The organism is Microbacterium sp. WCS2018Hpa-9 (assembly GCF_031843745.1).
In the GTDB taxonomy this organism is placed as follows: Bacteria; Actinomycetota; Actinomycetes; order Actinomycetales; family Microbacteriaceae; genus Microbacterium.
The window spans coordinates 22,624-44,280 of the sequence record NZ_JAVTIY010000012.1 but is presented as its reverse complement, the minus strand read 5'-3'; the positions used below and the strand labels follow the sequence as shown (position 1 = coordinate 44,280).

Annotated in this window: 22 protein-coding genes and 1 tRNA gene; 8 read left to right on the top strand and 15 right to left on the bottom strand. The window is 67.2% G+C overall.

Translation table 11 applies throughout. The annotated features are described in order from the left end of the window. The first annotated feature begins 139 nt into the window (after positions 1-139). The 3 genes from RQG82_RS19095 (at position 140) to RQG82_RS19085 (ending at position 3,538) form a co-directional block, all read left to right on the top strand. Positions 140-1,258, top strand: a complete 1,119-nt coding sequence (locus tag RQG82_RS19095) for a tyrosine-type recombinase/integrase (protein ID WP_238989083.1) — start codon at positions 140-142, stop codon at positions 1,256-1,258. Next, a complete protein-coding gene (locus RQG82_RS19090) occupies positions 1,248-1,583 on the top strand; it encodes a helix-turn-helix transcriptional regulator (protein ID WP_124091585.1) in 336 nt (111 codons plus the stop codon). Before RQG82_RS19095 ends, RQG82_RS19090 begins: the two co-directional genes overlap by 11 nt. A gap of 101 nt (positions 1,584-1,684) precedes the next feature. Further along, on the top strand, positions 1,685-3,538 hold the full coding sequence (locus tag RQG82_RS19085; protein ID WP_311260365.1) for a hypothetical protein: 1,854 nt from the start codon (positions 1,685-1,687) through the stop codon (positions 3,536-3,538). Here RQG82_RS19085 and RQG82_RS19080 read toward each other — a convergent pair whose 3' ends face one another. The 6 genes from RQG82_RS19080 to RQG82_RS19055 all read right to left on the bottom strand — a co-directional run bounded on the left by RQG82_RS19080 (position 3,539) and on the right by RQG82_RS19055 (position 7,845). Next, positions 3,539-3,856: a thioredoxin family protein gene (locus tag RQG82_RS19080; RefSeq protein WP_311260364.1), complete on the bottom strand. Its 318-nt coding sequence runs from the start codon at positions 3,854-3,856 to the stop codon at positions 3,539-3,541. 11 nt (positions 3,857-3,867) lie between these two features. Then, positions 3,868-4,398 (bottom strand): signal peptidase II, encoded by a 531-nt coding sequence (locus RQG82_RS19075; RefSeq protein ID WP_036297873.1) that lies wholly within the window; start codon positions 4,396-4,398, stop codon positions 3,868-3,870. Beyond that, the gene (locus tag RQG82_RS19070) at positions 4,395-5,003 is read right to left on the bottom strand and encodes a cadmium resistance transporter (RefSeq protein WP_036297875.1); all 609 of its coding nucleotides are present in this window, start codon (positions 5,001-5,003) and stop codon (positions 4,395-4,397) included. Before RQG82_RS19070 ends, RQG82_RS19075 begins: the two co-directional genes overlap by 4 nt. Further along, entirely contained in the window at positions 5,003-6,919 is a 1,917-nt protein-coding gene (locus RQG82_RS19065; protein ID WP_036297919.1) for a cation-translocating P-type ATPase, read from the bottom strand. The genes RQG82_RS19070 and RQG82_RS19065 overlap by 1 nt, the downstream gene beginning before the upstream one ends. After that, entirely contained in the window at positions 6,916-7,275 is a 360-nt protein-coding gene (locus RQG82_RS19060) for a helix-turn-helix transcriptional regulator (RefSeq protein ID WP_036297877.1), read from the bottom strand. Before RQG82_RS19060 ends, RQG82_RS19065 begins: the two co-directional genes overlap by 4 nt. Before the next feature lie 93 nt (positions 7,276-7,368). Next, a complete protein-coding gene (locus RQG82_RS19055) occupies positions 7,369-7,845 on the bottom strand; it encodes an ATPase, T2SS/T4P/T4SS family (RefSeq protein ID WP_311260363.1) in 477 nt (158 codons plus the stop codon). Positions 7,846-7,965: 120 nt separating this feature from the next. On the opposite strand from RQG82_RS19055, the gene RQG82_RS19050 reads away from it, so the two are divergent. Beyond that, positions 7,966-8,047 (top strand) — tRNA-Leu (locus tag RQG82_RS19050). A gap of 66 nt (positions 8,048-8,113) precedes the next feature. After that, complete coding sequence (locus RQG82_RS19045) at positions 8,114-8,884, top strand: VTT domain-containing protein (RefSeq protein WP_311260362.1); 771 nt, start codon at positions 8,114-8,116, stop codon at positions 8,882-8,884. Positions 8,885-8,910: 26 nt separating this feature from the next. Here RQG82_RS19045 and RQG82_RS19040 read toward each other — a convergent pair whose 3' ends face one another. Beyond that, a complete protein-coding gene (locus tag RQG82_RS19040; protein WP_311260361.1) occupies positions 8,911-9,771 on the bottom strand; it encodes a Ku protein in 861 nt (286 codons plus the stop codon). Between the two features lie 58 nt (positions 9,772-9,829). On the opposite strand from RQG82_RS19040, the gene ligD reads away from it, so the two are divergent. Further along, positions 9,830-11,818: a non-homologous end-joining DNA ligase gene (gene ligD / locus RQG82_RS19035; protein ID WP_311260360.1), complete on the top strand. Its 1,989-nt coding sequence runs from the start codon at positions 9,830-9,832 to the stop codon at positions 11,816-11,818. 4 nt (positions 11,819-11,822) lie between these two features. On the opposite strand, the gene RQG82_RS19030 is transcribed toward ligD, so the two are convergent. The 5 genes from RQG82_RS19030 to murI all read right to left on the bottom strand — a co-directional run bounded on the left by RQG82_RS19030 (position 11,823) and on the right by murI (position 15,668). Further along, positions 11,823-12,743 carry a cation diffusion facilitator family transporter gene (locus RQG82_RS19030; RefSeq protein ID WP_311260359.1) on the bottom strand — a complete coding sequence of 307 codons (921 nt, stop codon included), beginning with the start codon at positions 12,741-12,743 and terminating at the stop codon, positions 11,823-11,825. Between the two features lie 83 nt (positions 12,744-12,826). Beyond that, positions 12,827-13,402, bottom strand: coding sequence for a dihydrofolate reductase family protein (locus RQG82_RS19025; RefSeq protein WP_311260358.1), 576 nt, complete (start codon positions 13,400-13,402; stop codon positions 12,827-12,829). A gap of 58 nt (positions 13,403-13,460) precedes the next feature. Then, on the bottom strand, positions 13,461-14,054 hold the full coding sequence (gene rdgB, locus RQG82_RS19020) for an RdgB/HAM1 family non-canonical purine NTP pyrophosphatase (RefSeq protein WP_311260357.1): 594 nt from the start codon (positions 14,052-14,054) through the stop codon (positions 13,461-13,463). Further along, complete coding sequence (gene rph / locus RQG82_RS19015) at positions 14,054-14,788, bottom strand: ribonuclease PH (RefSeq protein ID WP_042536503.1); 735 nt, start codon at positions 14,786-14,788, stop codon at positions 14,054-14,056. The genes rdgB and rph overlap by 1 nt, the downstream gene beginning before the upstream one ends. A 46-nt stretch (positions 14,789-14,834) precedes the next feature. After that, positions 14,835-15,668 carry a glutamate racemase gene (murI, locus tag RQG82_RS19010; protein ID WP_311260356.1) on the bottom strand — a complete coding sequence of 278 codons (834 nt, stop codon included), beginning with the start codon at positions 15,666-15,668 and terminating at the stop codon, positions 14,835-14,837. Between the two features lie 74 nt (positions 15,669-15,742). Between murI and RQG82_RS19005 the strand changes: the two genes are divergently transcribed. Continuing rightward, positions 15,743-17,068, top strand: coding sequence for a nicotinate phosphoribosyltransferase (locus tag RQG82_RS19005; protein WP_311260355.1), 1,326 nt, complete (start codon positions 15,743-15,745; stop codon positions 17,066-17,068). Between the two features lie 22 nt (positions 17,069-17,090). Here the strand turns inward: RQG82_RS19005 and RQG82_RS19000 are convergent, their stop codons facing one another. Genes RQG82_RS19000 through RQG82_RS18990 form a run of 3 tightly spaced genes read right to left on the bottom strand, consistent with a single transcriptional unit; the run spans position 17,091 to position 20,693 of the window. Beyond that, the gene (locus RQG82_RS19000) at positions 17,091-17,357 is read right to left on the bottom strand and encodes a DUF3039 domain-containing protein (protein ID WP_042536500.1); all 267 of its coding nucleotides are present in this window, start codon (positions 17,355-17,357) and stop codon (positions 17,091-17,093) included. Between the two features lie 40 nt (positions 17,358-17,397). Next, positions 17,398-18,963, bottom strand: a complete 1,566-nt coding sequence (locus RQG82_RS18995) for a hypothetical protein (RefSeq protein WP_311260354.1) — start codon at positions 18,961-18,963, stop codon at positions 17,398-17,400. After that, positions 18,939-20,693, bottom strand: coding sequence for an ATP-binding cassette domain-containing protein (locus RQG82_RS18990; RefSeq protein WP_311260353.1), 1,755 nt, complete (start codon positions 20,691-20,693; stop codon positions 18,939-18,941). The genes RQG82_RS18995 and RQG82_RS18990 overlap by 25 nt, the downstream gene beginning before the upstream one ends. A 252-nt stretch (positions 20,694-20,945) precedes the next feature. On the opposite strand from RQG82_RS18990, the gene RQG82_RS18985 reads away from it, so the two are divergent. After that, positions 20,946-21,638: an NTP transferase domain-containing protein gene (locus RQG82_RS18985; protein ID WP_311260352.1), complete on the top strand. Its 693-nt coding sequence runs from the start codon at positions 20,946-20,948 to the stop codon at positions 21,636-21,638. The last annotated feature ends 19 nt before the right edge of the window (positions 21,639-21,657 follow it).

The following is a 21,657-nucleotide window of genomic DNA, read 5'->3' as shown; positions in this document are numbered from 1 at the left end:
AATGCAACTGTTCACACTTGCAAACGACGTCTATTCACCAGAGAGGTGCGGATCTGCTCTGACCATAACAGCGAGATCTGGCGGATGCTGAGATCTGAGTTGACAGGGTGATGCACTGTCCCATACTTTGTTGCATCTAATGCAAGATTTTGGGGCTTCTCCAGCGGCGCTTCGGCTGATCACGTCAGCATCGAACGTCGCACTGGCGAACCCGGAAGCGCAGGTTTTCAGCGCGATGATCGATGGTTGGCGGAACCAGCAGCTGTCGCGCGGACTCCGTGAGCAGACGATACGGAACCGGACGGCGACGGTGACGCGGTTCCGTGATTTCGTGGACAAACCGCCATGGAGGTGGACGGTCGCGGATGTGGATGAGTTCACTGCTGAGTCCGGCGGTCGCACTCGGACGCTGTCGACGATGCGCGCCAACCATGGGTCTATCCGTGGGTTCTGTGATTACCTCACGAACCCGTTGTACGACTGGATGGAGATCTGCGATCGCGAGTTTGGGGAGGTCCCCTCGCAGGTGTGTCTGCCGTGGAACACGGTGGCGCATCGGTTCGAGTTTGAAGGCGATGGGAAGCGTCGCCCGTTCACGTACGACGAGATTGAGCGCCTGTTTGACACGGCCGACGCTCGCGTCGAGCTGCTCGTGAGCTCCGGGAGAAAGGGTGCGCTCGGCGCGTTGCGGGATGCCCAGTTGCTGAAGACGGTCTACGCGTTCGGTCTGCGCCGCACTGAGGCGGTGATGCTCGATACCGTCGATTTGCACCACAACGCGAAGATGCGGCAGTGGGGGCGCTACGGCGCGGTTCACGTGCGATGGGCGAAGGCGGCGGGCGGTGGCGCGCCACGACGTCGCACGGTGCTGCTGGTGCCGGAGTTCGACTGGTGGGTGCCCGGAATGCAGCAATGGCTCGAGCAGGCCCGGGCCCGTTTCGCGCCCGGAGACCGCCTCGACGCGCTCTGGGTGACCGAGCGCCGTACGCGTCTGTCTGCTGGGTATCTCGACCGGAGGTTCGCAGAGCTGCGTGATGAAGCCGGCCTGTCGAAGGATCTGACGCTGCACAGCCTCCGGCATTCCTATGTCACGCACCTTCTGGAGTTCGGGTACGCCGATCGATTCGTCCAAGAGCAGGTCGGGCATATGCATGCCTCGACGACCTCGATCTACGCCTCCGTCAGTTCGGACTACAAGAACCGCGTGCTCGCCGAAGCGCTGAAGGCCCTCATCGAAGGAGAAGTTGATGACCGTTGAGCTCGACACCGGCTGGAATCTGCGCAGCGTGATGGCTTCGCGCGGGATCTTCCAGACCTCCAAGCTGAAGCCCCTGCTCGAAGAGCGCGGCATCGACCTGTCCCGGGAGCAGGTCTATCGGCTGGTGACTCAGCCGCCACAGCGGGTGCGTCTTGACGTGTTGGCGGCGTTGTGCGATGCACTGGAGTGCTCGCTCAACGATCTCGTGACGATCACTCGCCGGGAGGCCTTGGCCCCGGTGGCGGTGGGCGAGGAGGCGACACGGGGGTCGATCGGTGATCTCCGTCCTGTTCGCGCGGCGATTCGTCGGCCGCGTACGAAGTAGCCGCGGTGGCCAAGCCTCCGCAGCTGCCGCGAGTCGCTGAAGTCGTCGCTCTCGTCCACCCTCTCGTTCCCGAAATCTCTCGCGAGCGAATCGCTGAGATCGTGCATTCGGTTGCGCCAGTACCCCTCACGCAGCGGCTTCTTGAGCTCGCGCTGATCAAGCAGCCCGGAGTCCTGGAGGGGCAGCATGCGAACGTGCCGGGGACCGTTCAGGATCTGGCCCGCGCGCTGGTCGAAGAAGGGGCAAGCCGGGTGATGCTGCCGACGTGCGAGTCCTGCGGACGCGCGGTGAGAATGCCCCACAAGACGCCGGGCGGTGGTCGGCACTGCTCCCGATGCGAGCGGAACGCCCGGTCCGTCTCGTGCGCGTCCTGTGGCCGGGTCCGGCCCGTGCAGCGCACGATCGACGGACAGCGCTTTTGCCGTGACTGTTGGCGAGCCGACCCTCGATCGTTCGGCGACTGCTCGCGGTGCGGTCAGCATGCGACCATCATCGTCCGTCGCCCGGAACTGGTCTGTCTGGCCTGCTACACCGCACCGATCAAGACCTGTGGTCTCTGCGGAGAACCTGGCCGCGTCGCCTCCCACCTCGACGGACGACGAGTATGCGCGCGCTGCTACTACGCGATGCGCAGACCACAACCTTGTCCCGAGTGCGCGCGCAGGGTGTTCCTGACCGGCTTCATGAATGGCCAGATGGTCTGCGCCGACTGCGCGGGCACTCCGATCACGATGGCCTGCCCCGGATGCGGCTCGATCGAGGAGATCCGCAAACATCACCTCTGCGTCGAGTGCCGCCGGCCCGTCGCGATCCAGCAACTGCTCGCCGACGATGCGGGAGAGATCCGCGCGGACCTCCACCCCCTTGCTGACTATCTGCTCACGCACCATGGCAAAGCGGCGTCGCTCGAACGCTGGCTGCACAAGAGCAAGTGCGCGATGGTGCTCCGCGAGCTCGCGGACGGGACCCTGCCGCTCACCGCCGAGGCGATCATCACCCGAGCCCGGTCGGGACAGTCGGTCGCGTTCCTCCTCTCACTGCTGGTCCGTTCCGGCGTGCTGCCGGAGCTCGACGTCGAGGGCACGCGTTTCACCCACTGGCTCAACGACTGGCTCGATGGCATCGACCATCCCGAGGACCGGTTGATCCTGCGCCGATACTGCACCTGGGAGCTCCTCCGATCCACTCGGGCACTGCGCATCGCGTCCAGCCCTGCTTCCGGATTCCAGAGGCAACGGACTGCGCTGAAGTACTGCGCCGCGTTCCTTGGAGAGATCCGGTCGCACCAGGAGACGCTGGCGACGTTTCCGCAGCGCCTACTCGACGCGCATCTGACCGATTCGCCCAGCCAACGCGACGCGCTGGCACCGTTCACTCGCTGGCTGCGAAAGCACCGGTTGAGCACCCTTCGCGTCGAGTTTCGAGCCCATCACCTCGAAGGGCGAGACTATGCCTCCGACCACCGATGGCAGATGGCCCGCAGGTTCCTGTCCGATGCCGACATGGACCCGAAGACCCGGGCCGCGGGTCTCCTCGTACTGCTCTACGGCATCCAGCTGACCCGCATCGTCACGATCACCCGGGCACAGGTCGATACGAGCTCGCAGCCCGTGACGCTCACCGTCGGAGCCGAGCCGATCAAGGTCCCAGAGATCCTCGGCGACGCCATCGTCGAGCTCGTCGATGCCACAAAGGGCCATCCTGAAGGGTGGTTGTTCCCCGGCCGGAACCCGGGCCGTCACCTCACCCCGGGGCCGCTCAGCCGTCGCCTTCGCGCCGAAGGCCTGCTTGCCGGGAGCGCCCGCACGACAGCGCTCATCGAGCTCACCCGGCAACTGCATCCCCGGATCGTCTCGGATCTCCTCGGCATCACGACGGCATCCGCTGCCTCATGGTCGCGTCTCGCCGGTGGCGAGTGGTCCGATTACCCGGCTCTCCGCTCCACCCACCCCTGATCAAGCATCACCCGTCAGAGCCGGGCCGGAAATCGCTTCGCGCAGTTGCTCGACGGTCGGAGGGCCTCCCAGCCCGGCAGGGGTACGGAACACCCGGCAGGCGAGCCCGACCGGCGTGTGCTCGTCGGCGTAGGGATCGACGCCGTCGACGAGGACGGTCGGTGACCCGTGGAATCCGAGGCGCTCGGCGTCCTCGGCGGTCTCGACCAACTGTCGTGTGACGCGGATATCTGATCGACCGTCGAGCAGCTCAGCAAGCCGGCGGTCGAGTACTTCCCAGTTCGGGCAGCCGTCGAAGTACTGCAGGGTGATCTCCATGGTTGGCCCTCTCAGTTCTCGGTGCCGCGGAGCATCAGGAGCGCTCCGGCAATCGTAGCGGTGACGATCACGATGTCGGCGAGGTTCCCGATGAACCAGTTGCCGTAGGCGAGGAAGTCGACGACGTGCCCCCGGGCGAATCCTGGTTGGCGGAAAAGCCGGTCGCCGGCGTGCGAAGCAGCGGCCCCGCCGAGCGCACCGATCACGATCGCCCACCCGGGGCGTCGGACCCGGAACGCGAACACGATCGCGGTGGCCGTGGCCGCGACGGCGATGAGAGCGAACACCCAGGTGAAGCTCTCCCCGAAGGAGAACGCCGCGCCGGGGTTGTACGCGAGCTGCAGGCCCAACAGGTCGCCGATCAGCGGGATGCGCTCGTGCTCCGACAGGGTGGCCTCGGCCCACACTTTCGTTCCCTGATCGATCACGACGACGACCACTGCGATCAGAAGCGCCCAGGCAGTGAGCCGCCAGCGTCCTCTCTGCGGACGCTCTCCCGACGCCGATGCCGACTCAACGTCGGTATTCGTGTCCGGGGTCATGCGAGGGCCTCGAAGAGACGGACGATAACGCCGGATTCAATGAGGATGAACAGGCCCAGGCCGATGAACACGACGGGGACGAGCCAGTGCTCGACACGTTCGAGCGTTTCGGTGACGGCCTTGTGGGTGCCGATCAGTCGCCCGGCAGCGCACCAGACGGCGACGAGGATCAGGAACACGACGATCATGACCGCGACGTCGCCGGGCGAGCTGGTGCGGAAGATCGGCGTGTAGAGGGAGATGTTGTCGGCCCCGTTGGCGATCGTGATCCCGGCGACCCCCCATAGTCCGACCGCGGTGATCTTGGAGTCGTCATCATCGTCGTCGCCGTTACGGCGCAGGCCGCGAATGAGCGTCCAGATGCCGATGCCGAGCGGGATCAGACCCAGGAAGCCGACCCATTCGTCCGGGACGATCGTGAGACCGAGCGCGGCGATCACGCTGATCACGACGAGTGTGATGAACCCGAGGTACTGGCCTGCGACGATCTGCCACGGTCGCGGCTTTCCCCGGCTGGAGGCGAGGAACAGCACGGTGAGCACGACGATGTCGTCGATGTTGGTCGCCGCGAACAGGCCGATCGCCGACCCGATGGTTGCGAGCATCAGCTTTCCATTCGTGGTGTGCGGGTGCGTGCGGCGCGCAGGCCGTTGAGGATCACGATGACCTCCGCGACCTCGTGGACCAGGACGACAGCCGCGAGCCCCAGGACCCCGAAGAGCGCGAGCGGGAGCAGTGCGGTGATGATCAGCAGGGACAGGATGATGTTCTGGTTGATGATCCGCCGGCCCCGCCGCGCGTGATCGAACGCCCGCGGGATGAGCCGCAGATCATGACCCGTGAAGGCCACGTCCGCAGACTCGATCGCCGCATCGGAGCCGGTCGCTCCCATCGCGATGCCGATGTCCGCGGACGCCAGGGCCGGGGCGTCGTTGATGCCGTCACCGATCATCGCGACCGATCCCGCCTTCGACAACTCGCCGATCGCGGTCGCCTTGTCCTCAGGGCGCAGCTCCGCGCGCACATCAGCGATCCCGGCCTGCGCAGCCAGCGCACGAGCGGTGCGGGCGTTGTCCCCGGTGAGCATCGTCATGCCGACGCCCTGATCCGCAAGCGTGCGGACCACCTCGGGGACTTCCGGACGCAGCTCGTCGCGGACGCCGATCGCCGCGACCGGTGCCTCGTCGCGGTGCACGATCACGACAGTCATGCCCTGCTCCTCAAGCCCTGCAACCCGGTCGCCGAGCTCGCCGGCGTCGAGCCAGCGGGGGCTGCCGACCGTGATACGAGCGCCATCGACGGTGCCGTCGATGCCGTGCCCGGCCTGCTCGGTCACATCCGCGGCCACGGGAACACCCGGGGCTGCAGCGGTGATCGCCGCCGCAAGGGGATGCGTGCTGTGCTGCTCCAGAGCCGCCGCCCAAGCCAGCGCCTGCTCCTCGGCAATGCCGTTCGCAGTGAGGACCGCGGTGACCGCGGGCTCGTTACGGGTCAGGGTGCCGGTCTTGTCGACCGCGACGTGCCGGACCGTGCCGAAGCGCTCGAAGACCGCGCCGGACTTGATGATCACGCCGAACTTGCTCGCCGCGCCGATCGCGGCAACGACCGTCAACGGCACCGAGATCGCCAGCGCGCACGGAGAGGCCGCTACCAGCACGACGAGCGCACGAGTGATCCATACCTCCGGGTCGCCCAGCAGTGACCCAATGATCGCGACGAGCGCTGCGAGAATCAGCACACCGGGTACGAGCGGGCGGGCGATCCGGTCCGCGAGACGCGCACGCTCGCCCTTCTCCGTCTGCGCTTTCTCGACCAACTCCACGATCGTCGTAAGCGAGTTATCGGTACCGGCCGCAGTCGCCTCGACCTCCAGCACGCCGGAGCTGTTAATCGCGCCGGCCGACACCGCGTCCCCGGGCTCGACCTCGACGGGGATCGACTCCCCGGTGATCGCCGAGGTGTCCAGGCTTGAGCGGCCAGAGCGGACGATCCCGTCGGTTGCGATCCGTTCGCCCGGGCGGACCACCATGACCTGGCCGACCGTCAACTCCCTCGCCGGCACCTGCGCAGAGACGCCGCTCTGCAGCACGGTCGCCGTCTCCGGCACGAGCTTCAGCAGCGCCCGCAGGCCGCCACGGGCACGGTCCATCGCCTTGTCCTCAAGCGCCTCAGCAATCGAGTACAAGAACGCCAGAGCCGCAGCCTCCTCCACATAGCCGAGGATGACCGCGCCGATCGCGCTGATCGTCATCAGCAGCCCGATACCGAGCTTGCCCTTGAACAGCTTCCGGATCGCGCCAGGAGTGAACGTCGACGCGCCCAGCAGCAGGCCGATCCAGAACAGTACGAGCGCCGGGATCTCGAGCCCGGACCATTCAAGGATCAGACCAGCCAGGAACGCGACACCGGAGAAGACCGGCACCATGATCCCACGGTCCCTCCACCAGGGCCGCTCCACCTCTTCGGTCTCATCCTCCGCCGCAGTGGCAGGCTCGTGCTCGCAGCTACACGCCGCGCTCACGCGTCCGCCCCTGTACCGCAGCAGCCCGGCACCGTGCACGACGAGTCCACACACGGCGCGTGCTCATCGACCGCCAGCGTCACATCCACGAGCGCGACGAGCGCAGCCGCAAGATGCGGGTCAGCGATCTCGTAGCGCGTCTGGCGACCCTCAGGCTCGGCGACCACGATCCCGCAGTCACGCAGGCACGTCAGGTGGTTCGAGACGTTCGAGCGGGTCAGCTCCAGCTCGCGCGAGAGCACGGCCGGATAGCTCGGGGCGTTCAGCAGAGTCATCAAGATCCGGGAGCGCGTCGGGTCCGCCATGGCCCGGCCGAGCCGGTTCATGACGTCGAGGCGCGAAGCAATAGTCAGCATGTACTGAACTATACAGCAAGCGCTGATCAATCATTGGTGATCAGTGCCCCACCATTCATTGGGAGAAGAGTCGGAAGCCGCTGAATACGCAACTCAGCAACAATCGGCGCTACCAGTATCTGCGATGGCGACGTGCAGGCGCGACCCGTCGGGAAGAGACGCATCCACGAACGGCTGACTGATGTCGACGCGGCGGCCGGTCGACTGCAGCATCCGTTCGACGAGATCGCGCAGGGCCGACTCGGTGAGACGCAGCTCGATCCGTTCGGCGACCCCGCCGCGCGCGATGTGGATGCTCTCGGGACCGTTGAGCCAGATCTCCTCGATGTCCGGGTCGTCGAGAAGAGACTGCAGTGCTCCGAACCCGCTCACCGACGCGAGCACGTCGCGCACGCATGCGGCTTCGTCATCGATCATCGCCGCACCCCGTGCGAGCGCCAGGTCGTTGAACCTGCGCACCTCGGCGAGCGTGACGCTGCGCGCCGCCGCGGCGTCGAATGTCGGATCTGTCCCCTCAGCGCGGAGTCGCTGCCGCACGCGCTCGGCGACGAGGACGGAAGGCTGGATCACCCGAGCATCCTCGCAAGGATCGGGCGCCGCCCGTCGGAGTTATCCACAGAGACAGGTCCCTGGCTGCGGGCGGATGCTCAGCAACGCGCGATCCCCCGGTCAGTAGACTTATCCCACCGCGCGGGAGTGGTGGAATTGGCAGACACGCAGGATTTAGGTTCCTGTGCCCTAGGGCGTGTGGGTTCAAGTCCCACCTTCCGCACCGATCTGTCGCATCCCCCGCGACCGACGACTTGACCGCCGCACACATCACTACGACGGGAACTCCATGCATCACGCCGCTCTCATCCCCTGGCTCGACCCGGCCACCATCATCGGTTCGGCAGGCCCCTGGGCGCTTCTCGTGGTGTGCTTCATCGTCTTCGCCGAAACCGGCCTGTTGGTGGGATTCCTGCTGCCTGGTGACACGCTGCTCGTCATCTCGGGACTGCTGTCGCACCCGATCGCGGGTTCGGAGCACGGGGTCTTCGGCATCAACGTCTGGATCGTCGCGCTGCTCATCGGCCTGTCGGCATTCGTCGGCGGTGAAGTCGGCTATCTCATCGGCCACAAGGGCGGACCCGCAGTCTTCGAACGCAAGGAATCGGGCCTTTTCAGCAAGAAGAACGTCGAACGGACGAACGCCTTCTTCGAGCGCTTCGGAGGTATCACGGTCATCCTCGCCCGCTTCGTGCCGATCGTTCGCACCTTCGCGCCGGTCGCCGCCGGCGTGGGCCACATGCCGTGGCGTCGCTACACGCTGTACAACCTGATCGGCGCGATCCTCTGGGGCTTCGGACTGACGATGTTCGGCTACGCCATCGGGTTCATCCCGCCGGTGGCCGACTTCGTCGAGAGCTACATCGACCTGATCCTGCTCGCCGCTGTCGGTGGCACCGCGCTGATCACCGTCTGGCACTACTTCTCCGAGCGTCACAAGGCCAAGAAGGAGGCCGCAGCCGGTGAGGGTGAGACCGACGCCGCCGAGGCCGAAGAGCTCGCGCTCGACCCCGAGGTCTTCGACCGCGCTCCCGACTTCGACGGCGACGGCAAGCACTGATCGCAGGCCGATGAAGGCGGGCTGACTCAGCCCGCCTTCTTCTTGCTCGGGCTCTTCTTGGCGCTCGTCTTCTCGTCGGACGACTCCGATCGCGCGGCCTTCGTACGAGCGACGCTGGCACGAAGCGCCTCCATCAGGTCGATGACCTCGCCGCTCTTGGCGTCGCCGTCGCCCTCGGACTCGCCGAACGTCTCCGACACGTCGAAAGTGTCGCCGGCCTCGATCTTGGCGTCGATCAGGGTCCGCAGCTCCTTCTGGTACTCGTCCACGAACGACTCGGGGTCGAAGTCGGCCGAGTAGCTGTCGACGAGGGACGCCGAGAGCTCCAGCTCCTTCTTCGAGATCCGCACGTCCTCATCGAGCGCCGGGAACTCCGCCTCGCGCACCTCGTCGGCCCACAGCAGGGTCTGCAGCACGAGCACTTTGCCTCGCACGCGGAGTGCGGCAAGACGGGTCTTCTGGCGCAGAGTGAAGCGCACGATCGCCGTGCGGTCGGTCTGCTCGAGGGTCCTCCGCAGAAGCACATACGCCTTGGGCGACTTCGAGTCGGGCTCGAGGTAATACGGCTTGTCGAGGGTGAGCAGGTCGACCTGGTCGGAGGGCACGAATTCGACGACGTCGATCTCGCGACTCTTCTCGGCGGGCAGGGCCGCCAGGTCGTCCTTCGTGAGAACCACCGTCTGCCCCTCGTCGACGTAGGCACGATCGATGTCGGCGTAGGCCACGGTCTCGCCGCACACCTCGCAGGTGCGCTGATACCGGATGCGCCCGCCGTCCTTCTCGTGCACCTGGTGCAACGGCACGTCGTGGTCCTCGGTGGCGGAATACACCTTGACCGGCACGTTCACGAGGCCGAAGGTCAACGCGCCCTTCCAGATCGTTCTCATGACCCCAGTGAACACCAGCCGCCCCGGTGGGGGCCAGTACCTTGACTACGCTGGCGTCATGGTCCCGGAGGCGCAGAATGTGCAGATCGACGGTCGTCGGCTGCGCATCACCAATCTCGACAAGGCCGTCTACCCCGATTCCGGCACCACCAAGGGCGAGATCATCGCCTACTACACGGCGATCGCGCCCCATATCCTGCCGCTGCTCGACGGACGACCGGTCACTCGCAAGCGCTGGGTCGAGGGAGTGGGAACCGCGGATGCTCCCGCCGACGCGTTCTTCACCAAACAGCTCGAGCCCGGCGCGCCGAGCTGGATCCCCCGACACGAGATCCAGCACTCCGACGGCCCCAAGGCCTACCCCCTCGTCGAGGACGTGCCGACCCTGGTCTGGCTCGCACAGGTCGCGGCGATCGAGCTGCATGTGCCCCAGTGGCGCTTCGCCCCCGACGGGCTGCCCGGCAAGCCCGACCGCCTCGTGCTCGACCTCGACCCTGGCCCCGGTGTCGGACTCGCGCAGTGCGCCGAGGTCGCTCGCATCGCCCGAGGCCTGTTGACCGACATCGGGCTCGTCCCGGTGCCCGTCACCAGCGGCAGCAAGGGCATCCACCTTTACGCGGCACTGCCGGGTCAGCAGACCAGCGATGAGATCTCCTCGGTCGTCAAGGAGATCGCCCGGCTCATCGAGACCGAGCATCCGGATCTCGCGACGAGCACCATGGCCAAGGCCGCGCGCGGAGGCAAGGTCTTCCTCGACTGGAGCCAGAACAACGGCAAGAAGACCACGATCTCCCCGTACTCGATGCGAGGACGAGCGCAGCCATGGGTGGCCGCGCCCCGTACCTGGGAGGAACTCGACGACCCTGATCTGGCGCAGCTCGACTTCGCGAGTGTGCTCGAGCGGGCGGAATCCGGGCTGGATCCGCTCGCCCCTCTTCGCACCGAGCACGCACTTGAGCGCCCGCGCCGGGTCGAGGCGAAGTCGGAGCAGGCCCCCGCAGATGCGATGGCCACACGACCGGCTTCCGCGCGCCACCGCCCGCGCATCTCCGGGTCGCCGAGTGCGGCCCGGCCCGTCTCCCCCGCATCCGTCTCCCCCATGCTCGCCGAGAACGGCACACCGGCCATCGCGCGCGGCCTCAGCTCGCCCTCGTGGGTCGAAGTGAAGTGGGACGGCATCCGCGCTATCGGCACCTGGGCCGACGGACGGATGCTGCTGCACGCCCGCAGCGGCACCGACATCACTGCCCGCTACCCCGAGCTGACTGCTGATGGAGCACCCTCCCTGCCGGTGGGCGACGCCGTCGTCGACGGCGAGGTGGTGGCTTTCGACGCGCAGGGTCGCCCGAGCTTCGCACTGCTGCAGAACCGCATGCACCTGACGAGGCCCCGTGAGATCGAGCGCGAGGTCGTGCGCACCCCGATCGTCTACATGGTCTTCGATCTGCTGCGCCTCGACGGCCACGACCTCAGCTCGATGCCGCTCTCGCAGCGACGCACCCTGCTCGAGGACGTCATCTCCGACCTCGATGCGCCGGTGCAGGTGCCGCCCGTGTTCGATGACCTCGATGCGGCCCTGGCTGCGAGTGACGAGTTCGGCCTCGAAGGTGTCGTCGTGAAGGATCCGACGTCGCGCTACCGCCCGGGCCAGCGCTCGCCCTCGTGGCTCAAGCTCAAGCACACGCGGATGCAGGAGGTCGTCATCGTCGGCATCCGCCCGGGCAAGGGCGACCGTGAGGGGACGTTCGGCTCACTGCTGCTCGCGGTACCCGACGAAGGCCGGCTGCGGTACGTCGGCCGCGTGGGCACGGGCTTCAGCGACCGCATGCTGCGCGACCTGCTGGCCCGCCTCGCGACCCTGCGCGTCGAGTCGGCGCCGCTCGACGGCGTCCCGGCTCTCGATGCCTCAGACGCTCTGTGGGTCGAGCCAGAGCTCGTGGGCGAAGTCGAGTTCGCGAACTGGACTCCCGACGGAGTGCTGCGACACTCGCGTTGGCGAGGGCTCCGCCCCGACAAGACCCCTGCAGAAGTCGTCGTCGAAACCTGACGCCTCAGGCGTGACGCGGCTCGCAATCCGACTGCTCGGCCGGCTCGATCTGGAACGTCGAGTGTGCGACATCGAAGTGGTGTGCCAGGCACGACTGCAGATCGTTCAGCAGCTTCGTGGAGCGTCCGTCGGCGAGCAGTGCGGGTTCCACGCTCACATGTGCGCTGAAGACGGGTGCCCCGCGCGTCAGCTGCCATACATGAACGTCATGCACTCCGATCACGCCGTCATAGTCGAGCAGGTGCTGACGGATCTCGCTGACCGCGGTGCCCTTCGGCGCCGATTCGGAGAGCACCGAGAACACCTCGCGCAGCAGCGAGATCGCCCGAGGGATGATCAGCACCGCGATCATCAGCGAGGCGATCGCATCCGCAGGCATCCACCCGGTCGTCACGATCACGATCGCGGCGATGATCACCATCGCCGACCCGATCAGGTCGCCCATGACCTCGAGGTAGGCACCGCGGACGTTGATGCTGGTGCGCTGTGCGCGGCTGAGCAGCCACATCGAGATCGCGTTCGCGACGAGACCCACGACGGCGACGATGAGCATCAACCCGCCGACGACCTCGGTCTCACCCGGGTTCAGCAGCCGCCCGACGGCTTCGAACGCGACCCAGCCCGCGAGCAGGATCAGGATGATCGCGTTGATGAGGGCTCCGAACACCTCTGCGCGCTGATACCCGAAGGTGCGCCGGTCATCGGCCGGGCGTGCGGCGACCGCCGCAGCGATGAGCGCGATCACGAGAGCCGACGCGTCGGTGAACATGTGGGCGGCATCGGCCAGCAGCGCGAGCGAGCCGGTGAAGATCGCCCCCACGACCTGCACGACCATGATGGTCGCGGTCAGACTCAGCGAGATAGCCAGAAGGCGACGATGACTGGCTGAGCGGATGCCGCCGGCGGCGGGCGCATGATCGTGCATGTCTCCAGGCTAGACCGGCTCTCACGCGCGTCGGCGGGGATCGACCTAGTCGGGAATGGTGATGATTCTCAGTAGTCGATTGCTCAGCGCGCGCGGGAGTACTCGAGCATGACGCAGCCGTTGTCGAACGAGCGCACCTGATCGAGCGAGAACTGGGTCGGGGAGAACTGGTGGCGAACCATCGGGATGCCGGTGCCGGCGATCAGCGGGTACTTCTTGACGATCAGCCGATCGATCTCGTCGAGGAGGACGCCCGCGAGTGAGGCTCCGCCCGCAAGATAGATGCCGAGCCCGTCCTCCGCCTTGAGCTGCCGAACCCGCGCGACGGGGTCTGTGCCCACGACCTCGACGTTGGCTTCGCCCGGGTCTTCGAGCGAGCGGCTGAACACGACCGTGCGCAGGTGCGCGTATGGGTCGGTGATGCCGACCTGCAGCGCGGGCTCGTAGGTGCGTCGTCCCATGACCACCGTGTCGAACCGGGTCAGCGGCTCGACCGCGCCGCCACTCGCCGCGCGGACGTGCGCCGGCTGGATGTCGGCGAACTCGGCGCCCAGCGTCTCGGCGAAGGCTGGGGTCACCGGGTAGAAGTCGACCTCATCGTCGGGGCCTGCGATGAACCCGTCGAGGGTGACTCCGATGTAGTAGGTGAGGTCTCTCATGCCGACCACGATAACCACTACGCATGAAGTACGTCAAGCGTAGTGGTTACTATGCAGGTCAGAGATCGGCGAGCAGAGGCAGTAGCTCGACGAAGGCGCGGGCGCGGTGCGACTGCGCCTGCTTCTCCTCCGAGGTGAAGTCGCCGACGGTGCGCTCACCCCCCTCGGCCTGGCCATCCGGGATGAAGATCGGGTCGTATCCGAAGCCGCCTCCGCCGGATGCCTCGGTCGCGAGGCGACCCGGCCAGTTGCCCACGACGACATGTTCGCGGCCGTCAGGAGCGACCAGCGCGATCGTCGAGTTGAAGTGCGCGGCGCGATGCGGGTCGGCGATGTCGTGCAGCTGGTCGAGCAGCAGCTCGAGATTGGCCGCGGCATCCTTCTTCTGCCCCGCCCAGTAGGCCGAGAACACCCCCGGCGACCCGCCCAGCACGTCGACGCAGATGCCCGAGTCGTCGGCCAGAGCCGCGAGACCCGTGTACTGCGCGGCGGCGCGCGCCTTGATGAGCGCGTTCTCTGCGAACGTGACGCCATCCTCGACCGGCTCCGGACCGTCGTACGCGATGATCTCGAGATCGGGGCGCGCCGACGCGACGATCTGCTGGAACTCCGCGACCTTGTGCGGATTGTGGGTGGCCAGGACGACCTTCATCAGCCCGCGAGCGCCTTCAGCTGGTGGTCCTTCAGGTCGGCGCAGCCCGCGACGCCCAGGTCGAGCAGGGCGTCGAGCTCGCGCTTGTCGAACGGCGCCCCCTCTGCGGTGCCCTGCACCTCGACGAAGAGCCCACGACCGGTCACGACGATGTTCATGTCGGTCTCGGCGCGGACGTCCTCGACATATGCGAGATCGAGCATGGGCTCGCCGTCGATGATGCCGACCGAGATCGCGGCCACCGAATCGAGCAGCGGCGTCGCGTTCTTGCCGATGAACTTCTTCTCCCGGCCCCACTCGATCGCGTCTGCCAGCGCGACGTAGGCCCCGGTGATCGCGGCGGTGCGCGTCCCTCCATCGGCCTGCAGCACGTCGCAGTCGATGACGATCGTGTTCTCGCCGAGCGCCTTGGTGTCGACCACGGCACGGAGCGCGCGACCGATCAGACGGGAGATCTCGTGCGTGCGGCCGCCGATGCGGCCCTTGACGCTCTCACGATCGTTGCGGCTGTTGGTCGCGCGAGGGAGCATCGAGTACTCGGCCGTGACCCACCCCTTGCCCTTGCCGGTGAGCCAGCGAGGCACGCCATTCGTGAACGATGCCGTGCACAGCACCTTGGTTCCGCCGAAGCTGATCAGGGCCGATCCTTCGGCGTGGCTGCTCCATCCGCGCTCGATCGTGATCTCGCGGAGCTGGTCGGTGGAACGGCCGTCGGCGCGGACGATGCTGGTCATGGGGTTCCTTCGGGTGGAGGTGGATGAAGCGGGTGCTGCAGGAGGGCTAAGACCCGGAGGCCGTCGCGGGGAGCGTGATGACGCCGGTCTGCACGAGCTGCACGTCGCGCACCTCCCGGCCCATCAGACGGTTGGCGAGGGCGGTGAACTCGGTCGTCGAGTCGCCGGTCGCCTCGTAGACGTAAGAGGCCATGGCGTCGGGCGATGCGAGCAGGTCGCCTCGCACGAGCTGACGGTACACATCACCGGCGGTCTCGTCGTCGCTGGAGACCAGCGTGACGCCCTCCCCCATCACGTAGCTGATCGCGCCGCGGAGGAACGGGTAGTGCGTGCATCCGAGCACCAGGGTGTCGACGCCGGCATCGCGGAGCGGCGCGAGGTACTCCTCGGCGGTGGCGAGCACCTCCGGCGTGCCGGTGATGCCGCCCTCGACGAACTCGACGAAACGAGGGCACGCGGCAGTGAACACCTCGAGGCGCTCGTTCACCTCGAGCATGTCCTGATAGGCACGGGAGCCGATCGTCCCGACTGTGCCGATGACGCCGACGCGGCCGTTGCGCGTGGTCGAGACGGCTCGGCGCACTGCCGGACCGATCACCTCGACGACGGGGATGTCATACCGCTCCCTGGCATCGCGGAGCATGGCAGAGGATGCGGTGTTGCAGGCGATCACGAGCATCTTGACGCCCTGCTCGACCAGCGTGTCGAGGACCTCGAGGCCGTAACGCCGCACGTCCGCGATGGGCTTCGGGCCGTACGGGGAGTGAGCCGTGTCGCCGATGTAGACGAACGATTCCCGGGGCAGCTGGGCTCGGATGGCACGTGCCACCGTGAGTCCGCCGACACCGGAGTCGAAGATTCCGATCGGGGCGTCGTTCATGACTACCCAGCCTACCTGCGCGCGACCGCGTCATGCTCAGGAACCGGTGCGGGTGTCGTCACTAAGCTGAGCGGATGACGACGTCCACGGCGCTTCTGACCGACCGTTACGAACTCACCATGCTCGCCGCCGCACTGCGCGACGGCACAGCATCACGACCCAGTGTGTTCGAACTGTTCTCCCGGCGACTGTCCGGAGGCCGCCGCTTCGGCGTCGTGGCCGGCACCGGTCGCCTCCTCACGCTGCTGCGCGAATTCCGCTTCGGAGACGACGAGCTGCGCTTCCTCCGCGACAACGACGTGGTGGATGCCGACTCGCTCACCTATCTCGAGAACTACCGGTTCACCGGCTCGATCCGGGGCTACCGCGAGGGCGAGCTGTACTTCCCCGGATCGCCGATCCTGACGGTGGAAGGCAGCTTCGCCGACGCCGTCGTGCTCGAGACGTTGGCTCTCAGCGTCCTCAACCATGACTCGGCCGTCGCCACCGCGGCTTCTCGCATGAGCATCGCGGCGGGCGAGCGTCCGCTGGCCGAGATGGGTTCCCGCCGCGCCGCCGAGCAGTCCGCCGTGGCCGCCGCACGAGCCGCCTACATCGCCGGCTTCCGCGCGACGAGCAACCTCGAGGCCGGGCGTCGATGGGGAATCCCGACGATGGGCACCGCCGCGCACTCGTGGACCCTTCTGCACGAGACCGAAGAAGAGGCCTTCCGCTCGCAGATCGACAGCCTCGGAACCGACACGACCCTGCTCGTCGACACCTACGACATCCGCACCGGCGTCGAGACGGCCATCCGCGTCGCCGGCACCGGCCTCGGCGGTGTGCGCATCGACTCGGGCGACCTGCCGATCGTCGCAGCGGAGGTGCGGGCGCAGCTCGACGAACTCGGAGCGACAGGAACCCGCATCACGGTCACGAGCGACCTCGACGAGTACGCGATCGCCGCCCTCGCGGCGTCACCGGTCGACGCGTACGGTGTGGGCACCTCAGTGGTCACCGGATCCGGATACCCCACGGCGAGCATGGTCTACAAGCTCGTGGCCCGTCAGGATCCGAGCGGAGCGTGGATCGGAGTCGCGAAGGCCTCGACCGACAAGGCATCGCACGGCGGGCGCAAGGCCGCATTCCGCACCCTCGTCGACGGCGTCGCCGAGGCTGAGACCGTCGTCGTCTCAGACGGCTTCGAAGAGCTCGACACTCCGGCGGAGCACGCCGACGGGCGTCCGCTGCAGACGACCTTCGTCGAGGCCGGCGAGATCGACACCGCGTTCGAAGGGCCTGAGGGCACCGCCTCGGCGCGAGCTCATCACCTTCGGGTGCGTGAGGAGCTTCCTGTTCGGGCGCTCGCGCTCAGCAAGTCGGACCCGGCGATCCCCACCGTCTTCGTCGACGCGAGTTGACTGCCGCTGAGCCGGTGTGAGCTCAGCCGACCATCGTCTCGTAGATCTCCTTGCACGTGGGGCAGATCGGGAACTTCTCCGGGTCGCGACCCGGCGTCCACTTCTTGCCGCACAGCGCGCGCACCGGCTTGCCGGTGATCGCCGATTCGAGGATCTTGTCCTTCTTGACGTAATGGGAGAAGCGCTCGTGGTCGCCCGGCTCGAGGTTCTCCTCGCGGAGGAGTTCTTCCAGTTCGCGATCAAGCGTTGCCACGCCGCCCTGATCGGGGCTGTCCAGCGGAGTACTCATGCCGAGAGTCTAGCCGCGGAAGCGCCCGGTTGGGCGGCTGTCACGCGGTCTCGACGAACTCCATGAGCCGCTCGCCCTCGTGCTCGAAGATGCGCCCACCCACACCGACACCGATCGCGAAGACCGCGATGCCGGTCGCGAGTCCGGCCCAGAACGTCGCGGGGGCGAACTGCGACCCCTCGATCATCGTGAGCACCAGCAGCCAGATGGTCGGCACGCTCACGACGATCGCACCGAGGAACGCCGCAGCGGGGCCGTACGCACCGTGCGACGTGGGTCGCTGCGGCTGCTGGAACGGGCTGTCGCCGGGGCGCGAGACGGCGTAGGGAGCGATCACCGAGACGATGCTCGAGAATCCGAGAGCCGACAGCAACAGGCTGGCCCCGAGTCCAGTGAGCGGCAGAAGCAGGCGCCAGTCGTCGATCCACAGCAGCGTGAGAGGAACGGCGATCGCGAGCACCGGAACAGCCACGAGCATGACCGGGACGAGTCGTCCCAGGCGATCGGGGATGCCGCGGACGCCGCTGGCCACGTGCGTCCACAGTGCTGTGGAGTCGTAGGCGACATCGTTGTGCGGGAGCCACCCGAAGAACAAGGCCATCACCGGAACCGGAACGAGCGCAGCGATCTCGAGCGGCACGCCGGCCACGAGGAGAGGCAGCACGGTGAGCGCGCCCGCGACGGGGACGACGATGAGGTTCATGATGTACCTGCGGTCGCGCAGCCAGTAGACCAGGCTGCGAGAGGCGATCGCACCGAAGGCGTTCGACGGGAGCAGACCGAACCAGCCGAGACCCGAGCGCTCCCGCGAGGTCACGGGCCGCTCGGTGGTCGTGAGCAGTCTGCGCACGAGCCACGACCATGCCGCCCAGAGCACCACGGCGGTGACGAGAGCCACGATGCCGCTGATCCAGTTTCCGGTGACATCGTCTGTCGCGAACGAGAAGAGGAACCGCGACGCCGCAGCCAGGGGGGTGAAGCCGATCGTCGCCGTCAGCGACGCGACAGCCGCAGGAACCTGCCCGTCCCACTTGAGCGAGGCGAGGAACACGGCGACGGGGAACGCGATCACGATCACGGCCAGCGCGAAGAGGGCGGTGAGCTCGCGCGACCGACGCTCCGGCAGCAGCAGCGCGTTGACCGCCATGCCGATGCGCGCCGAGAGGATCGTCGACAGCAGGCTGACGAAGCTCACCAGCACCGCGACGAACCAGGGCGCACCGAGCCTGATCGCGACGATGCACACGCTGATGTTCACCGCGATCAGAGCAAGGCTCGGAACGCTGACGAATGAGGCGAGGGCGAGGATCCAGGGCATCTGCCGCTCGTCTACTCCGAACACCGCGAATCGCCGGGGATCGAGCTGGTCGACGGCGCCCACGAGGATCGGCCCGACCAGGAACCCCAGAAGCAGTGCGGCACTGCCGAGCACGATGACCGTGCGCGCGACGGCGACAGGGGCGTCGTCGAGACTGAGGACCGCAGCGCAGACCACAGCAGTCAGGACCACCACGACGGCGAGCATGACCAGGGTGCGCACCCGACGTTCGCCGCGAAGCGATCCGATCAGGAGCGCCGCCCTCAGTCGGAGAACGTGTGCAGCCACTCGAGCCCCTCCACCTCGCCGATGCCACCGGAGAGCTCGACGAACCGCGCTTCGAGCGTCTGCCCTGCGCGGACTTCGTCGATCGTGCCTTCGGCGAGCACCTCTCCCCCGACGATGATCGCGACGCGCGAGCAGACGCGCTCGACGAGATCCATGCCGTGGCTCGAGAGGACGACGGTGCCGCCGTGTGAGACATAGGCACGCAGGATGTCCAGGATCACCGCGGAGGACACCGGGTCGACGGCCTCGAACGGCTCGTCGAGCACCAGGACCCGCGGCGAGTGGATCATCGCGCCCGCGAGCATGATCTTCTTGGTCATACCGGCCGAGTAGTCGGAGACGACGCGGTTCAGCGCCTCTCCGAGGTCGAAGGCCCGTGCGAGGTCGGCGACGCGCTTCTCGATCACCGCCGATGCGAGCCCTCGCAGGAGCCCGTAGTAGTAGAGGAGCTGCCGCCCGGTGAGCCGGTCGAACGTGCGCAGGCGATCGGGCAGCACCCCCATCATGCGCTTCGCGGCGAGCGGCTTCGCCGACTGATCGATGCCGCAGATGGCGATGTCGCCCGCGTCAGCACGCAGAAGGCCCGCGACGATCGAGAGGGTCGTCGTCTTGCCGGCCCCGTTGGGACCGACGATGCCGTAGAACGACCCTGCGGGCACCGTGAGATCGATGCCGTTGACCGCGGTGTGGTCGCCGAAGCTCTTCACGAGGCCGCGGATGCGGATGGCTTCGGAGCCGGATGCCGCTTCGACTCCGCTGACGGCCTCATCCGTCTCGTCCACATCGGACACGGCGTCGACGACCTCGGAAGTCGCGTTCCCGTCGACGGACGGCTCCTCAGTGGACTCTGTGACCAGCCCGGCGTCCGCGGTGGCGTCTTCCACCGGTGCCGAATCGAGGGCGGGATCGGCGGGCGCATTCGCTGCTGATCGCGTGTGCGGAGTCGAATCGACGGGAGCAGACGTCGCGCCGTCTTCACTCTCGACCGCGAGCGCGTTCGAGGACGCCGCCGACTCGGTCGTCAGCGGCTGCGGCGCGGACTCGATGTGCATCTCGACCGCGACCTTCTCTTCGACAGCCTCATCCGTCGTGCCCGATCCTGTGGCTTCGAACTCGCGGGCACCAGCGTCGGAGGTGTTCACATCGGCCCCCGCCGTGTCCACTGCGACGGACTCGACCGCCGTAGCCTCGTCTGCCTCGGCCGCCGACGCCTTCGCGGCAGCCGCCTTGGCAGCGGCCCTCTTCGCCGCCGCGGTCTTCGCGGCCGCCGTTCTCGCGGCCGAGGTGCGTGCCGTGGACGTCGCCGCAGCGCTCTTCTCTGCCGCAGCCTTGGCGGCAGCCGTCTTGGCAGCAGCCGCCTTGGCCGCCGCTGTCTTGGCTGCCGTCGTCGTGGTCGCAGCGGAACGCGCCGACGCGGTCTTCGCGGCAGTCGAACGAGCCGTCGTGTCGCGCGTCGAGTTCTTGGCGGCGGCCGCGCGCGCCGCAGCGGTCGTGGTCTTCTTCGGTGCTGCGGATCGAGGACTGGCACTCGCGGAGTTCCGGTCGATCTTCAGCGCCGGCTCGGCGACCACCTCGACGGTCGCCGCCGCCTTCTCGGCTGCGGCTTTCGACGGGGCACGCGTGCCGGTCGTCTTCTTTGCGGGCGCCTTGCGGGCGGGAGTCTTCTTCGGGGCGGCGGGGGCGGCGTCAGCCACCTGATCGGTGCGGTCGTCGGAGGAAGAAGCAGTCACCGTCCTACGGTATCAACGGGCGCCGACTTTCTTCGGGTCACCGCAACAATTCGCCCGTACGATCGTCTCACCGACCTCTTGTCGCCCGGATCTGGACGAATCTGAGTGTTGGGTGTGTACTGGATCACGAATTGGCAACAGCGACCTCAACCCCCGGGGCTTCCCAGGCTTGATCGCTAGCATGACTCTCGGCACGACGAAGTGTCTGGTCGGTGAACCGACCGTGAACACATACTTCCTTTAGGAGCACTCGTGACTCTTCAGACCGTCATCCTCGCAGCTGGCATGGGCTCACGCCTGGGCCGCGCGCTGCCGAAGCCGCTCACGGAGCTGAGCGACGGCCGCACGATCATGCGCCAGCAGCACGACAACATCCGCGCCGCGTTCGGATCGGACGCCCGCATCACCGCCGTCGTCGGGTACCGCGCAGAGACCATCATCGAGGCGTTCCCGAACGTCAACTACGTGCACAACGAGCGCTACGACGAGACCAACACCTCGAAGAGCCTGCTGCGCGCCCTCGGCGCCACGGGCAAGTCGGGCGTGCTCTGGATGAACGGCGACGTCGTCTTCGACCCGATGATCCTCGGTCGGGCCGCTGCGTTCATCGAGCGCGACCAGTCGTTCGTCACGGTCAACACCTCGAAGGTCAGCGACGAAGAGGTCAAGTACACGGTCACGGCCGAGGGCTTCATCAACGAGCTGTCCAAGACCGTCAAGGGCGGCCTCGGCGAGGCCGTCGGCATCAACTACATCTCCTCCGCGAACAAGAAGGCGTTCATGCGCCAGCTGCAGCGCGTCGAGGACCAGGACTACTTCGAGCGCGGCCTCGAGCTCGCGATCGCCGAAGACGGACTGCTTCTCGAGCCGATGGACGTCTCCGACCTGTACGCGGTCGAGGTCGACTTCGCCGAAGACCTCGAGCGGGCGAACCTGTTCGTCTGATCGTCTTCCACGAAAGCCC

Coding starts and splice junctions, on each gene's coding strand:
- RQG82_RS19095 (WP_238989083.1), top strand. CDS start 140: ATGCAAGATTTTGGGGCTTCTCCAGCGGCGCTTCGGCTGATCACGTCA.
- RQG82_RS19090 (WP_124091585.1), top strand. CDS start 1,248: ATGACCGTTGAGCTCGACACCGGCTGGAATCTGCGCAGCGTGATGGCT.
- RQG82_RS19080 (WP_311260364.1), bottom strand. CDS start 3,856: ATGGAGATCACCCTGCAGTACTTCGACGGCTGCCCGAACTGGGAAGTA.
- RQG82_RS19075 (WP_036297873.1), bottom strand. CDS start 4,398: ATGACCCCGGACACGAATACCGACGTTGAGTCGGCATCGGCGTCGGGA.
- RQG82_RS19070 (WP_036297875.1), bottom strand. CDS start 5,003: ATGCTCGCAACCATCGGGTCGGCGATCGGCCTGTTCGCGGCGACCAAC.
- RQG82_RS19060 (WP_036297877.1), bottom strand. CDS start 7,275: ATGCTGACTATTGCTTCGCGCCTCGACGTCATGAACCGGCTCGGCCGG.
- RQG82_RS19045 (WP_311260362.1), top strand. CDS start 8,114: ATGCATCACGCCGCTCTCATCCCCTGGCTCGACCCGGCCACCATCATC.
- RQG82_RS19040 (WP_311260361.1), bottom strand. CDS start 9,771: ATGAGAACGATCTGGAAGGGCGCGTTGACCTTCGGCCTCGTGAACGTG.
- ligD (WP_311260360.1), top strand. CDS start 9,830: ATGGTCCCGGAGGCGCAGAATGTGCAGATCGACGGTCGTCGGCTGCGC.
- RQG82_RS19030 (WP_311260359.1), bottom strand. CDS start 12,743: ATGCACGATCATGCGCCCGCCGCCGGCGGCATCCGCTCAGCCAGTCAT.
- RQG82_RS19025 (WP_311260358.1), bottom strand. CDS start 13,402: ATGAGAGACCTCACCTACTACATCGGAGTCACCCTCGACGGGTTCATC.
- rdgB (WP_311260357.1), bottom strand. CDS start 14,054: ATGAAGGTCGTCCTGGCCACCCACAATCCGCACAAGGTCGCGGAGTTC.
- rph (WP_042536503.1), bottom strand. CDS start 14,788: ATGACCAGCATCGTCCGCGCCGACGGCCGTTCCACCGACCAGCTCCGC.
- murI (WP_311260356.1), bottom strand. CDS start 15,668: ATGAACGACGCCCCGATCGGAATCTTCGACTCCGGTGTCGGCGGACTC.
- RQG82_RS19005 (WP_311260355.1), top strand. CDS start 15,743: ATGACGACGTCCACGGCGCTTCTGACCGACCGTTACGAACTCACCATG.
- RQG82_RS19000 (WP_042536500.1), bottom strand. CDS start 17,357: ATGAGTACTCCGCTGGACAGCCCCGATCAGGGCGGCGTGGCAACGCTT.